Here is a 14869-nt window from a genome sequence, read left to right as displayed (position 1 = left end):
TTAATCTAGTATTTCGATTGCTAAGTTTAAGTAATCATCTGCTCCTTTAGAATCTGGAGCATAGTCGAAAATATCTTTTTGAGCCCCAGTAGATTCTGCAATTGCTATAGAATCATGAATGAAAGTATCAAAAACATTATAGTTTGTTACCTGATCACGTAGACTTTTCATAAAGTCTCTATGCAAAACAGTTTTAGGTTTTATAGAGGTAAATAGAAAACCAAGAATTTGAATGTTTGGATTTAAATCTCGAACATCATTAATTAAATTAAACATATTCGAAATACCGTTCATACTAAAAGGTTCTGCATCTAAAGGAATAATAATATCTGTAGATGCCACCAACGATCCTGCCGTTAGAATACTTAAAGAAGGAGGACAATCAATAAGTACAAAATCGTAGTTTTCAGCAATTGGTCCAATTACATTTTTAATGCGTTTGTACCCTCCAATTGTTTGCTTTTGCAATTCTAGAGTAGCAGCATCTAAATTAATTGTAGAAGGTAATAAGTGAAGATTTTCGCTATGCTTGTGAAGAATTTTTTCCCAATCGTCTGTTTTTCCTAAAACAAGATCAACAAACTCTGGCTGAGGGTTAGTACATCCAAGGTACTGAGAAAGGTTTCCTTGAGGATCAAGGTCTACTAACAGTACTTTTTTACCTCTAAGTTCGAGTGCTTTTCCAAGATTACAAGCTGTAGTTGTTTTACCAACTCCACCTTTGTTGTTTATAATACTGATGATTTTAGCATCGGATTCATCCTCCAAACCAAACTTACTTAAGACATCCGCTAATCTTTCTACATATTCTTGTTTAAAAGAATAGTTACCATTAAGTGCTTTATGGAGAGAGTTACTAGGTAAACCTGCTTGTCTTTCTAAAGCAGATATCTTAAGCATATCGTTCTTTTTGATAAACTTCAGTATTTTTTCTTGGTTCATAATCTAAAAAGTATGTTTTTTAACTTTACGCTATGCAATTAAGTAAAAAAATCATCTTTTAAGAAATAAATTATACTATAAAGTAATTATTTCTACTATTTAAGTTGAATTATCTACTTTTAAGTAAAATTAGAAGTAGATAATCATACTTTTTGACTTAGATTAAGAAAACATTAAACACAAAATACCCTTCTTAAAAGTTTAAGAAGGGTATCGTCAATTAAAATACTATGTTATTCAAATAATAGATTCTCTAGTTTTTAGGTAAATTATGATAATCTCATTTTTATCTTTTTATTAATATTCATTCAATTATATCATGTCCTTAATAGATAATACGCTATCTATTAGAGAGGGTTATTTAGCCTTTGTACACAATTTTTTAGAATTGAATAAACACACATAAGGGCATAACTACTTTACAATAACCTTACATTATTATTTAAGTGATGTATACTCTTCTTTTAAATTGAGAAAGAGTTTTGTTTTAAATGTTTACGGTTATTAAAATAAAAGTACATCTACAGAAAAATTGATGAGATAAAGAAAAAGTACCTTATCAATTTTTAGAAGACCTGTCTTATAGAGTAAAGTAAGCTACTGATTAAGTGTGGTGATTTATAAAGTACTATCACTAGATAGAAATTATAACGTAGCGTATAGTATTGTGTACACGATAGTTCTTTTTAAGAAAATATTTAGTTTTATTTATAAATATTGTATGTTTTACTCTTATTCCAATAACGTTTTCTATGTATTTAAGGCTTATATTTGTGCATAATGATAAATACAAAACCAGTTTTTATTAATATCTACTGTTAAATAAATAATTTTTAATAACAACATCTGACATCTATAAACCTACTAACATGGCAATGAAAAGGAACTACAATTATATCCTAGAAGAGGAGAAATTGTCTTTAGACTCATACCGTATTTTTGGAAAATACACAATCTATGCTGACGGGTATATCAATCAAGAATTGAAGAAACAAATTAACTATGCAGCAATTACAGGTAAGCCTTTCATAATTCATGAAAGAAAAAGTTACTATTTAGGAAAGATAGTTCTTACGCTATTTAGAGGAAATAGCTCAAAGAAAAATTTTCTTTATTTGGATGGAAACCCCCAAAATAATAACCTAAATAATTTAATGTGGGGATTATCTCCAGTGAATGCTCAATTTAAAGAGCGCGTAAACGAACTCCCAGATAGGTTAATGAACGACAAAACTGTTTGTTATAAATTACCTTCTTTTCCGGGTACTTATATAGATAGAAAGGGAAGATTTTATACGGTAGAAAAAGGCTATCGCTTAAAACTTTTAAAATCTAGATTACTAGATGGAATTCCAAGCGCATCGTATATAAGTATAGATAAAAAAGGAGCTACAATGTACACGCATATTTGTATGTTAGAAGCCTTTGAGGGAATTAAATATGGTACTGCTAGAATAACGTGGAAAGATGGTGATAAAACGAATGCAACTCTTTCAAACTTAGAAGTAGTAAAAACTAAATCAGAAAATAACCAAAGCGGAAAAAAAGAAGAAGATATAAGTATAGTATAATACGTATCATTTCATCTTTCTAAGAAGTCACTTTAAATTTATTAGAGTGACTTTTTGTTTATAGACCATTGATTATAAATAGTATATAAATTGAAATACGATTTTGGGAAATTTGCTAAAATCGATATTCGATATATTCAGATTCTCTTTATAAGAATAGAAAATATTGAAATACTACAGTGAAAACGTTATTAAATTTTCGAGGATATTATTATCTTAGCAAGGTCAAATAAATTAACAAAGAATTGAATTATAATATGAAATTGGTATTAGAAAAGAAGGACCGCATTCGAATGTTCGAAGAAGGAAATAAACTACCTTATGACTTATTGTTGTTAGCAGATGAAACAATAGATGCTATAGATCAATATATACATGATTCTGAAATTTATATTTACGAAAGAGGAGATGAAACCTTGGCTGTATATGCTTATCAAATGTTTGATGAGGAATCTATTGAAATAAAAAATATAGCCGTTTCCAAGAGCAATCAAGATGAAGGTATTGGTCAGAAAATGTTACTAGATGCCGTTGAAAAAGCAAAGAAAAGAGGTTTTAAGTATGTTTTAATTGGTACCTCAAATGCAGCGTTTAGGCAATTATATATCTATCAAAAATTAGGTTTCGAGTTTTACGAAATTAAAAAGGATTATTTTACTGAGAAGTATCATGAGCCAATTATAGAAAATGGGATTACGTTAAATCATCAGCTTGTTTTAAGAAAGAAATTATTTTAGACATTAAATAAATAGAGAAAGCATCTTATCAAAAATGGTAAGGTGCTTTTTTTATGAGAAGTATTAACAGCTATTCTTGATTGAGGTTTTGAAACAGTTATTAATAACGTAACCTTTGTGGTCTTATACCTAATCGAATTTAAAATGAATAGTAAAGAGAGAAATAGGTTTATATTATTGCTAGGCTTACTAGCCATGATTGGACCTTTTAATATAGATACATGTTTACCAGCACTAACACAAATAAGTAAAGAACTTGGCGTAACGTTTCAGCGTGTTGAAATTAGCATGAGTATCTTCTTTTTGGGCTTTGGAATAGGTCAGTTATTTGGAGGTTATTTTTCTGATATAAAAGGGAGAAAATGGATTGTTTCTCTCGGGTTAATTATTTCGGTACTTGGTAGTATTGTTTTAATTTTCACCCCATCGATAGAAATTTTCTATATTTTTAGAGCATTACAAGGCATTGGAGCTGGTTGTGTTGGTGTATCTGTAGCAGCAATTGTAAGAGATAATTTTGAAGGAAATGAGGCCGCGAGTGTAATGTCTCTAGTAATGATGATTGCAATGGGAGCTCCATTAATAGCACCATCTATAGGAGCTACATTTTTACATTTTAGCACTTGGCATAGTATATTTATTTTTATAGCACTTTATGGTGTTTTTACTCTTGTTTTCTTACAGTTAAGATTAGAGAATGTGATACCACCAAAAGAGAATAGGCATTCTTTTTTTAAAGGGATTAAAAAGGTATACAGTAACAAACCTGCTTTAGGTTATATGGCTGCAATGGCAATTCCATCAGGAGCTTTGTATACATATTTAACTACTGCCCCATTTATTTATCAAGAGTATTTTAATATTCCAGAGAAACAATTTGCCTTATTGTTTGGTGTAAACGGCTTATCATTAATAATAATGAATAAGTTAAACTCTAAATTGGTATTAAAATATTCTCCTAAAAAAATGTTGAATATTGGGTTGAGTGTACATATTAGCACATTAGTAATTCTATTAGTTAGTTTGATTTTATTTAAACCTAACTTCTATTTTATTTTACCTATGATTACGCTTCATGTTTCTACACTTGGATTTATATCTGGTAATGCAACAACAATTGCCTTAGAAAAATTTGATAAGAGTTTAGCAGGTTTGGCTAACTCACAAATGAGAGTTGTTGGTATTATTGTCGGTTCTCTTGCAGGAGCAACAGCAAGTACGTTAAATAACGGAACTTTATTCCCTCCAATTTTAGTAATGATATTTTGTTCTCTTTTAGGAATATTTTTATATACCTTTTCGGAAAGAAAGTATAAAGTAATAGCATAAAATAAGCTATTTTAAATGTAAAAGGAGTAACTGATTTAATCAATTACTCCTTTTTTAATCTGTTTTTTTTCTATTTAGTAGCTTAAAGCTTCTAAAGTGAAATCAAAACCTGATGTATTTCCAGAACCACCCATACGGATTATGTAGTTTGTATTTACTCTACCTGCATCTAAAACATCAGTTCTAATTACATCTGTAGAGTGAGCATTTGCATATTCACTCCAAGAAGAATACGAAGCTGATGGGCTACCTGCAATCACATCATAATCTACAGTTCCATTAGTATTAATACTTATAGTTTTGTTTACACCATCTGTAGATACGTATACATTCATGAAAGAAACAACGTTAGGTTGGTGTATTGTTACTGCAAAAGCAGGAGCTACTTCTGTAACAAGTTTAGCATCATTATCAGTTAAAAGTGTTGCACCGTAAGCCCAAACTTGATACGTATTATCTTTTCTCTGAACAGCAGTACCAGAAACTGCACCCGTAATAATATCTGCTGAAAGAGCTGTTGCTCCAGTAATCGCTGAAGTAGCTAGAACAGGAGTTGTTCCTTCAACTTTTTGACCAATAACTATATCATTAATCGTAAAATCGAATGCTTCTTTCGCATCATTTTTCATTCTTACAATATAGTTTGTATTTACTTTTAAGCCATCAATACGGTTAGTTTGTAGGTAAACCATACCGTTAGTTGTAAAGTAGTCTTGAACTTCTTCCCAAGTTGCAAATTCTGTAGCATATTCGTTATTAATATAAACTTGGAAGTTTTTAGCTGTACTAGCCTCCCATGCATTACTAACATCTACTCTTGCATAAGAACCAAGACCATCTGCATTATCAGAAAAATACATGTTCATGTACTGATTTGGGGCAGTTGTAGTTACTGTATATGATGGAGCTGTTAAAGCATTAATTGCAATGGCATCTGCAGAATTCATTCCTGTTAAAGTGTATGCAGATACTAGATTTTGCATTGCTATAGAAGTACCAGAAACGGAACCATCTGTATTAGCATATAAATTTGTAGCACCCGTAATGTTATCTAAATTAATAACAGTATTTACAGTTTGTAAAGAGCCATCAGAAGGATTATCAAAAGATTCGTTTACAAAGCTTAGTTGAGTATCTAAGTTTACATTATAACTAACCGCCTTACCAGCAATTGCTGTATTCTGATCCGTCAATAAATTGCGCGAAGTTTGAATATTTAGGTTGTAATCTGTACCTCCTATTACATAATAAAATTGATCAGCATTAATTGCTACTTCTTGATTTTGAGTAGAAAGGTGAATTGAATTAATTTCGGACGAATTATTTACCAATACAGCTCCTTGCATTAAGTTCATGTTTATTTCTGTACTCCCTTCGGAGGTAGGTACAGAAATAACATCACTTTCATAATAAGCACTTTCAGAAATGTCTATTTTATTAGTATTAAATTCTTCATTGTAAACTTCAATTTGTAAATCTCCAGTAACATCATGTAATGTAACTGAGCTATTGATGTCTACTTCTCCAATAAATTCCTCTTCACCATTTACAACAATTGTATAGCCATTTGTAACGTAATTATGTTCTACATTTGAACGCATATTAGAAGTTATAGATGATAAACCTGTAAAAGAAACTACTACGTCGTGAGAAGTTGTATCAGGAGAAATTTCTGTGTCGTTAGCACATGAATTAAGATAAAGGATTGCAGCCATAGCTACACCAGACCTAAGGGTAAACTTTGTGATTTTGTTCATTATATTTTTTATGTAAAATTATAATGCAAACATAGTCAGTCAGTTGTGTAGTTAAAGAATATATAATGATTGATTTCTATCAAAAATAGATTTTGAAAGAGAAGTTATCTAAATAAACGTTTCTATTTATCTCTTATAAAGTGATACCAAATAAATAATTTATGAATGTTACTATATATTTGATTTTAATTTATAAGAAATTGATTCTAGATAATTGTTTAAATATAAACTTTTTAGAAAGGTGAATAAGATTAATATACCAAGGTAAATTATTCCACTTTAAGACAGGTAACAAAACTCTATCTTTAGTGAAACCCTCAAAATAAGGACGAAGTTGTTTTTTGTAATGAGTATCTAAATCCGATAAGTTTACATAAGTTCCAAAATGGAGGGTTGTATCTTGATTAAGATTTGATTTAATAAACTCACTTAAAATATAATTTCTAGAATTTTTTGACCTTGAAGCTTCCGTTGCGGTATTTAATAGATATTGAAAATGATTTTTATGTTTGATAAATATGGAAACAGATTCATGCGTATTATTATCAGTAGTTGCAAAAATTGAAATAGCATTATGTTTAGCAAGTGCTTTATACAGTTGTTGTAATTGATCTTTAATGTAGTTTATATCTATGTCTCCTATTCTTTTGGCAGTATGTTTTTCGAATAAATCAAGAAAAGTATCTATTTCTGAAAGTTCAATTTTCTCATTATTTCTCTTAATTCCACGTTTAATATTCATTTTTTTATCCTTGGAGAATTGAGCATAAATATTCTCCCAAGCGTTGTTTAAAGAAAGTGCTATATCTTCAACATAAAAAGTAGTGGCAACAGTATTTTTAGAATTGAATGTATAATCAATACAATAAGGGATTTTCTTTTTTACGAGTTTTAGTGCAATAGGAGTATAATCAGCTGCATTTTTTAAAACAGAAAAGTAACCAAGTTCATGTGTAAAAAGGGGCATTTTGATAAAATTGAAACCTTGCCTTTTTAGAACGGGGAGAGGCATCACCCATAAATAGCCTTCATTTTTTTTTAAGACAACAGCCCACCAATTTGGAGAGGTAATATCAAGATACCAAGAAAAGGCAAATACAACAGATTGTACAGAATCTTCAATACACCTATCCCATAATGAAGTATCTATTTGCGTTCTTTTTAAAAGTTGAAGTTCTTCTTTCATCCATTCATCAGTTTCTCTGTAAATATAACTTCTTGAATAAAAAAAATAGCATCTCAATTAATTGAAATGCTATTCTATAGACATCATTAAGATGTTTATCTTTATTCAGCTTTCTTCTTTCTAGTTCTTTTAGGAAGTTTTGCAATTTCTTCTTCAACAAATTTGTTCATTGTAGAATAATCAACGATTGCAACAACAGTTCCACCCTCAGGTAAACTTTCTCCTACATCGTAACTATAAAGAGATAATCTAGAATATACCTTTCCATTAGACGACGCTAGGTATTGACGATTTGTATGTAACTCTTTTTCTGTGTCAAAGAGTAGTGTGTAACTTTTCGAATCTAGAGTGATTTCCATATTGTTAAATATTAGAGATATGGGGATGAAAGATATTTATATATATTAATTCCTCAATTAGCCATCTTCTTAACTAAAAGCGGAAGCGTAATTTACGATTATTTTAGTTGTATATGTATGATTCTAGTCTAATATTTTACTTTTAACTTATTATAGAACAATATATCGTTAAAATTGTATCAAATAGAATGCTTTTTATCTATATAAATTACTTATTTTAGTAGCAAATAAACTGAAAATTATATGTATTTATTTTTTGATACGGAAACAACAGGCTTACCTAAAAACTGGAAGGCTCCAATGACAGAAGTAGACAATTGGCCAAGGATAATTCAACTCGGATATCAGCTATATAATACTAAACAAGAACTGGTAAAAGAGTATGCTCAATTGATTCAACCTGATGGTTGGGTTATTCCTAAAGAAAAATTTTGGATAGACCATGGTTACTCAACTGAACAAAATGTAAAAGAAGGTATTCCTATGCCTAATGCAATTCAGGAATTTATTCAGGATATTGAAAAAAGCCAGCATATAGTTGCTCATAATTTGAGTTACGATCATAATGTTTTAGGAGCAGAAATGATTCGTTACGGTCAGTTTACGCGCCATAAAACAAATAAATATTGTACTAAAGATTTAACGGTAGATTTCTGTAAACTTCCGGGTAATTATGGGAAATATAAATGGCCTAAGCTAGAAGAATTACATCAGATATTATTTAACGAAAACTTTGATGGAGCCCATGATGCATTGAACGATGTTCGAGCTACAGCAAGGTGCTTCTTTGAGTTATTAAATAGAAAGGAAATCAATTTGATAAAGTAAAAATTTGGAAGAATCGACTTTAAAATCATTTATGATTTCATAATACTATAGGCATCCTTTTTTTAGAAGAAGGATGTTTTTTTTTACTCTAATTCTACTTTTATACCTATTTAGAGAGCGTATTAACCCTATTGAGTCAATTATGTGCTTATATAAGTTCATTTAATGTTCAAATCACACTTTTACCTTTCGTACTTTGCTTAAGTGATTACTAATAACATAACGCATTTTTTAGTTTAACTATTTACTACAGATTTCGATGAAAAATATTACTATCTTATATTTTATATTCCTCTTATTTTTTGGCCTTCAATTTACGACTATTGGCCAACAGAATAAAAAAAATGTATTACAAAAAAATGGTTGCGATTATAACGAAAAGGATTGGATAGAAATTCCATTATCAGGAAAAAAAGGAGAAATTACTTTAAAGGTTAATTATGCAAAATGTTTTCTTGATTTAAGTGATTATAAAAATTTAGCTATTGAAGTTGATAACTCATCGAAAGCAGCTCTAGATTATTTTATCACAGTTCGTGGAAAGACAACATATAAGAAGCAACAATCTAGATATTTACTTGCAGCTGGGGAACGTAAAATAGGAAAGGTAATTCTTATGCGTCCAATCCTTGATAAGCAAGATACCTGGGTAACTACTTTAGGTGATCTAAAAATGTACCCTTATGATATGCATCCAAGGTGGGATGCTTTTGACCTTAAAAAGACAACATTTGTATCTGTAAAAATAGCTTGGGAGAAACCCTCTTCTAAAACAGAAACAATAAAATTAAAAGCTCCTTATGGAATAGATACTTATGAATTTGGTAAACATCCTCACTTCGATTTACCCCTTCCTGTTGTTGATAATATGGGTCAATTTATTTCTGATACTTGGGAGAATAAAGTACCTAACACTGAGGAGTTGACAAAACAAGGGAAAAAGGATCTTCATAAATTTATTGATAAAGGATATGACAATGTTGAATTTAATAAATATGGAGGTTGGTTAAATGGGCCTCAATTTGGAGCAACAGGTCATTTTTATGTTAAAAAATATAACGACAAATGGTTTTTTATAGATCCTGAAGGATTCCTTTTTTGGTCTATAGGTGTAACAGGCGTGAATGGAGGTTCTGCAACACCTACTCAAGGTAGAAAAGAACTGTTTCCTACTTTAACTGAAAATGAATTATCTAGTAATATAGGTAGTTTATTAAAAGAGGCTGAAACATGGAAAGGAATTGATTTTCATTCAAGAAATCTAATTAGAAAATATGGTTTAGATTGGAAGACAACTCACCCAAAAGTCTCTTTAGGTAGAATGCATACTTGGGGAATGAATACATACGGAGCGTGGTCGCAAGTTACAAAAGGACAAAAAATGCCTTATACCTTAATAGTACATCCTAATGTTGTCAATTTTGGGAAAGCTGATAAAGTTCCTGATCCATTTTCAGAAGAATTTAAAGAAGACCTTAGCCGTAGGTTAAAAATGATGGCGAATAAATATAAAGGAGATGAATGGAATTTAGGTGTTTTTGTTCAGAACGAGATTCATTGGGGAAAAACGCATCACACTGTTCCTTTAGCTGTTTTAAACTCCCCAAATTCGGTTGCGGCAAAAAAAGAGATGTTAAAATTTTTAGGAAAAAAATATACTTCTATTGATAATTTGAATAAAGAATGGGGAAGTTCATTCACTTCTTTCGAAACTATAAAAGTAAGAACTATAAATAAATACAATGATACTTTTAAGACGGATATGCACGATTTTTTACGTCATCATGCAGAAACTTTCTACAGGTTATCAAAAGAGTTGGTTGAAGAATATATGCCAGGACACTTGTATCTAGGAAGTAGAATTCATGGTCAGATTATGGAAAAAAACAGCATTGTACAAGAGGCTGCAGCTAAGTATTGTGATGTAGTAAGTTTTAATATTTATAGATATTCTGTCTCTGACTTTAAGCCCTTATTTAATGCTGATAAACCTGTAATTATCGGAGAGTTTCATTTTGGTGTTGCAAGTAAAGGTGTTTGGGGAGATGGTTTGCAAAATGCAACTTCTGATGAACATCAAGCAGATCTTTATAAGGCTTATATGAAAGGAGCAATGGAGCATGAGAAAATTATTGGTGCACATTGGTTTCAGTGGGTAGATCAATTAACAACAGGTAGAAAAGATGGCGAAAATTATAGAATTGGATTAGTGGATATTACAGATCAACCTTTTGATCAACTTACAAATGCTGTAAAATATACATCAGATACTTTGTATGAAACTAGAGTTGGTCTAAAACAATAAAATAATTAGGAAACCAAGTTTTTGACTATTGATCTTATTTTGATCATATAAAGTATTCAAAATCGATATGAAGTCAAAATAGTGTTTGTAGTGGTTTAAATATGTAAAATAAACACTAATAATAAGTGTCATATTTGATTATAAATTTTTTAATATAAATAGCGTATGGATTTTTTAGCAATAACATTAATTGTATTCGCAAGCTTCTTTCAAGGAACTTTTGGTTTGGGAATGAAACATATAGCTCCTCTGAAATGGGAGAATTGGTGGTTAGTACATTCGTTTGTAGCCATGATAGCCTTTCCAATTGTGTGGTCTTTAATAGTTGTTCCAGAAACATTTGAAATTATTGCTGGTACAGATCCATCTGTATTAACAATGGCAATGCTCTATGGGTTTCTGTGGGGAATTGGGGGAATTTTATTTGGTATTAGTGTAGAATATACTGGCATATCTATAACTTATGGTATTGTAATGGGACTTGCGGCATCTGTAGGCTCATTAATTCCATTGTTTCAAATGGAGAAATTACCAGATAATATCGGAGCTGTTTTAGCTGGAGTAGCACTCTTATTAGTAGGTGTTGGTATTACTGCAGTGGCAGGAGTGAAAAGAGATAGTGTTCAAAATAACACGCAAGAAGATACAGAAGAAGAAGATGGTGATGTTTTAGTAGCCGTTGCTCCTAAGATACAAACACCTAAAAAATCTATAAAAGCAGGTGTAATAATTGCTACTGCATGTGGTGTTTTATCGGCCTTTTTAAATGTAGGTTTCTCTAATGCGGCACCAGTAGCGGCATCGGCAGTAGCTAATTTTGGAGCAGATCCAAAAGACGCAAGTTTAGTAGCTTGGGTAGTAGTACTTCTTGGTGCATTTGTAATGAACGGTGGTTATGCTGTCTTTAAATTAGTTCAAAATAATTCATGGTCATCGTTTCAGGTGGCCAATAGCGGTAACGCATATAAATGGTCAGTTTTAGCAGGTTTATTCTGGTTTGCAGCACTTGGTGTTTACGGACAAGGAGCAGCACTTATGGGAAATTTAGGTCCTGTAATTGGATGGCCAATTTTATTAGGATTAGCACTTATTATTAGTAACGTTTGGGGATACAGATCTGGAGAATGGAAAGGAGCAAAAGGTCCTTTTAATATTCTACTAGGTGGATTAGCAGTATTAATTGTAGCTGTTTGTATTCTAGGTTACGCAAATTATTAACAAAAACGACTTCTTACCCGACCAACAAGCGATTTACAAACAAAAATTATGTCATGAAAATTAAAGAAATTAAACCTTATGTTATTTCACAACAACTCGAAGAGCCTTTCTACTTCTCTCAGTGGGAATACGCTTCTAGAAAAATTTGTTTAGTGAAAATAACTTTAGAAGACGGTACGTACGGATGGGGAGAAGGCTACGGTCCTGCTGATGTTTTAAAAGCAGGAATAGAGTTTTTTAAACCATTTATTATTGGAAAAAATGCATTAGAGCACGAAGAAATTTGGCAGACAATGTATATGCGTTCTCTTGATTATGGACGTAGTGGAGTTTTCCAAGCAGCAGTGAGTGCAATAGATGTTGCCTTATGGGATATAAAAGGAAAGGTTTTTAATCAACCTGTATCCGTTTTATTAGGAGGTGTGAAAAACCCTGTTATTCATCCTTATGCTACTGGGTTTTATTTTACGCAGTCGCCAACATTGGAGGCAGATTTAGTAAAAGAAGCCAAACTATATAAGAAACTTGGTTTTAAAGCTGCCAAAATGAAAGTTGGTTTAGGGATCGAAAAAGATGTTTTTTATGTTGATTTATTAAGTAAAGCATTAGGACCTGACATTAAATTAATGATCGATTCTAACCATGCTTATAATTATAGAGAAGCACTAGAACTGTGTAATAGATTAAAAAATTACAATATAGGTTGGTTTGAAGAACCTGTTTCTCCAGAAGATTATAATGGCTATAAAAGGCTTAGAGATAATACTGATATTCCTATTGCTGGAGGGGAGTGTGAGTATTTAAAACACGGTTTCAAACGTCTTTTTGATGCTGACGCTGTAGATATTGCACAACCAGATATTTGTGCATCGGGTGGTTTAACTGAGGCTAAACGTATTGCAACTCTTGCATCTACTTATCATAAAGATATTGTGCCACACTCTTGGGGTACTTGGATTGCAATTAGTGCTGCAGTACACTTTGTGGCAAATTTAGATAAGAACCCAGGCAGAATGTTTGGAGAAGCACCAATGATAGAATTGGATAGAACCGAAAATCCACTTAGAGATAATGTGACTTTCTCTGATGTGAAAGTGGAAAATGGCAAAATATTAATACCTACAACACCAGGTTTAGGTGTAGATGTGAATCAAGATTACTTAGAAAAATATGCAAGCGATAATCGAAGAAAAGAAAGCGTTGAAGTTTGGTAAGAAAAAACTTTATATCAACGGAGAATTAGTTGAAGGGTCTACTAATGAAACTTCTTTTGTGACATGTCCTCATGATAATGAGCCTATTGCAGAAGTAGCCCTAGCAACTTTAGAAGATACAAAAAGAGCTCTAGATGCAGCTCAAGAAGGTTTTAAAGTTTGGTCTAAACTCCCTTTAGAAGAGCGTTTAGAGTGGATCAATAAACTAAGAAATAAATTATTAGAAAACAGCGATTTACTTCGTGAAGCTGTAAGTAATGAAATGGGTAAAACATGGGATGCAACCGAAGAGGACATCACTAGTATTACTGATTCGTTAAAGTTCTATTCTGATGAAATCCGCGTGAAGTCGGATTTTGAAATTGAGGATAGAGCTGGAACGCATACGCACAGAATGGTATATCAACCATTAGGTGTTGTAACAGCATTTTTAGCGTGGAACTTCCCGTTATTAAACTTAGGATTTAAATTAGGGCCTGCATTAGCTGCTGGTTGTTCTATTGTAATTAAAGCGTCAGAATCATCTTCTGTATCCTCTTTAATTATTGCAGAATTAGCACACGAAATAGGTTTCCCAAAAGGAGTAATTACAGTACTTTTTGGTAACCGTCAGAATGTGGGAATACCTTTATGCGAAAGTACAATTCCTCGTTTGGTAACCATGATTGGTTCTACATTTACGGCTCAAAAATTAATTGAGCAATCTGTAAAAACTTCCATCAAACGTTATTCTATGGAATGTGGTGGTAATGCACCATTTATTCTTTTTGAAGACGGTAATTTAGAAGATGCGCTTGGAATTACAACGGCAATTAAGTTCGGAGGTAATGCTGGTCAAGTTTGTGTTGCACCTAACCGTTTATTTATTCAAGAAGGTGTTCATACAGAATTTGTAGAGAAATTAGTAGTCAATGCTAAAGCTACAAAACTTGGTTTTGGTAAAGAAAATAAGCCAGATATGGGGCCTTTAGCAAATAATGCACAGCTAAGAGCTGTAGAAAAATTTGTTGCTCAGTGTGTAGAACAAGGCGGTGAAATTCTTGCTGGTGGTAAGACATTAGAAGGACCTGGTTGCTACTTTGAACCTACAGTTATTGTAATGGATAATCCGAAAGCACCCATTTTACAACACGAAGTATTTGGACCTGTATGTGTGATCTTGAAGTTTAAAACAAAAGAAGAAGTAGTTGCTTATGCCAACGATTCTGATGCTGGTTTAGCTTCTTATGTATTTACTGCAAACGACGACTTAGCCGATGAAATTGCTATGGAGTTAGAATTTGGAGAGGTACAACAAAATGGAGTAAGGTACGATATCAATTTGCCGCACTTAGGTGTTAAAAATAGTGGTATAAGTATGGATTGCTCTAAATATGCTTTAGACGACTACTTGATACTTAAAAGAGTATCAAAAAAAATATAA

General features: G+C 31.7%; 12 protein-coding genes. 8 read left to right on the top strand and 4 right to left on the bottom strand.

What is annotated here, in order from left to right:
- Window positions 1-900: a ParA family protein gene (locus tag EI427_RS22015; protein ID WP_170178575.1), complete on the bottom strand. Its 900-nt coding sequence runs from the start codon at window positions 898-900 to the stop codon at window positions 1-3.
- A 917-nt stretch (window positions 901-1817) separates the two neighbouring features.
- Between EI427_RS22015 and EI427_RS22010 the strand changes: the two genes are divergently transcribed.
- The 3 genes from EI427_RS22010 (at window position 1818) to EI427_RS22000 (ending at window position 4579) form a co-directional block, all read left to right on the top strand.
- Window positions 1818-2513, top strand: coding sequence for an HNH endonuclease family protein (locus tag EI427_RS22010; protein ID WP_170178574.1), 696 nt, complete (start codon window positions 1818-1820; stop codon window positions 2511-2513).
- 257 nt (window positions 2514-2770) lie between these two features.
- Window positions 2771-3250, top strand: coding sequence for a GNAT family N-acetyltransferase (locus EI427_RS22005; protein WP_126619084.1), 480 nt, complete (start codon window positions 2771-2773; stop codon window positions 3248-3250).
- Window positions 3251-3394: 144 nt separating this feature from the next.
- Window positions 3395-4579, top strand: a complete 1185-nt coding sequence (locus tag EI427_RS22000) for a multidrug effflux MFS transporter (RefSeq protein WP_126619082.1) — start codon at window positions 3395-3397, stop codon at window positions 4577-4579.
- A gap of 74 nt (window positions 4580-4653) precedes the next feature.
- Here EI427_RS22000 and EI427_RS21995 read toward each other — a convergent pair whose 3' ends face one another.
- The 3 genes from EI427_RS21995 to EI427_RS21985 form a co-directional block, all read right to left on the bottom strand.
- Window positions 4654-6336 carry a hypothetical protein gene (locus tag EI427_RS21995; protein WP_126619080.1) on the bottom strand — a complete coding sequence of 561 codons (1683 nt, stop codon included), beginning with the start codon at window positions 6334-6336 and terminating at the stop codon, window positions 4654-4656.
- A gap of 190 nt (window positions 6337-6526) precedes the next feature.
- On the bottom strand, window positions 6527-7522 hold the full coding sequence (locus tag EI427_RS21990) for a hypothetical protein (RefSeq protein WP_126619078.1): 996 nt from the start codon (window positions 7520-7522) through the stop codon (window positions 6527-6529).
- A gap of 101 nt (window positions 7523-7623) precedes the next feature.
- The gene (locus EI427_RS21985; protein ID WP_126619076.1) at window positions 7624-7881 is read right to left on the bottom strand and encodes a hypothetical protein; all 258 of its coding nucleotides are present in this window, start codon (window positions 7879-7881) and stop codon (window positions 7624-7626) included.
- A gap of 243 nt (window positions 7882-8124) precedes the next feature.
- Between EI427_RS21985 and EI427_RS21980 the strand changes: the two genes are divergently transcribed.
- The 5 genes from EI427_RS21980 (at window position 8125) to EI427_RS21960 (ending at window position 14869) form a co-directional block, all read left to right on the top strand.
- Window positions 8125-8709 (top strand): 3'-5' exonuclease, encoded by a 585-nt coding sequence (locus EI427_RS21980; protein WP_126619074.1) that lies wholly within the window; start codon window positions 8125-8127, stop codon window positions 8707-8709.
- A gap of 259 nt (window positions 8710-8968) precedes the next feature.
- Window positions 8969-11014 carry a beta-galactosidase gene (locus tag EI427_RS21975; RefSeq protein WP_126619072.1) on the top strand — a complete coding sequence of 682 codons (2046 nt, stop codon included), beginning with the start codon at window positions 8969-8971 and terminating at the stop codon, window positions 11012-11014.
- Between the two features lie 165 nt (window positions 11015-11179).
- A complete protein-coding gene (locus tag EI427_RS21970; protein WP_126619070.1) occupies window positions 11180-12232 on the top strand; it encodes an L-rhamnose/proton symporter RhaT in 1053 nt (350 codons plus the stop codon).
- A 53-nt stretch (window positions 12233-12285) separates the two neighbouring features.
- Entirely contained in the window at window positions 12286-13446 is a 1161-nt protein-coding gene (locus EI427_RS21965; RefSeq protein WP_126619068.1) for a mandelate racemase/muconate lactonizing enzyme family protein, read from the top strand.
- On the top strand, window positions 13403-14869 hold the full coding sequence (locus EI427_RS21960; protein ID WP_126619066.1) for an aldehyde dehydrogenase family protein: 1467 nt from the start codon (window positions 13403-13405) through the stop codon (window positions 14867-14869). The genes EI427_RS21965 and EI427_RS21960 overlap by 44 nt, the downstream gene beginning before the upstream one ends.

It is taken from the genome of Flammeovirga pectinis (assembly GCF_003970675.1).
In the GTDB taxonomy this organism is placed as follows: Bacteria; Bacteroidota; Bacteroidia; order Cytophagales; family Flammeovirgaceae; genus Flammeovirga; species Flammeovirga pectinis.
Note: the sequence above shows the minus strand (reverse complement) of the source record. Positions and strands in the feature narration are given on the sequence as shown.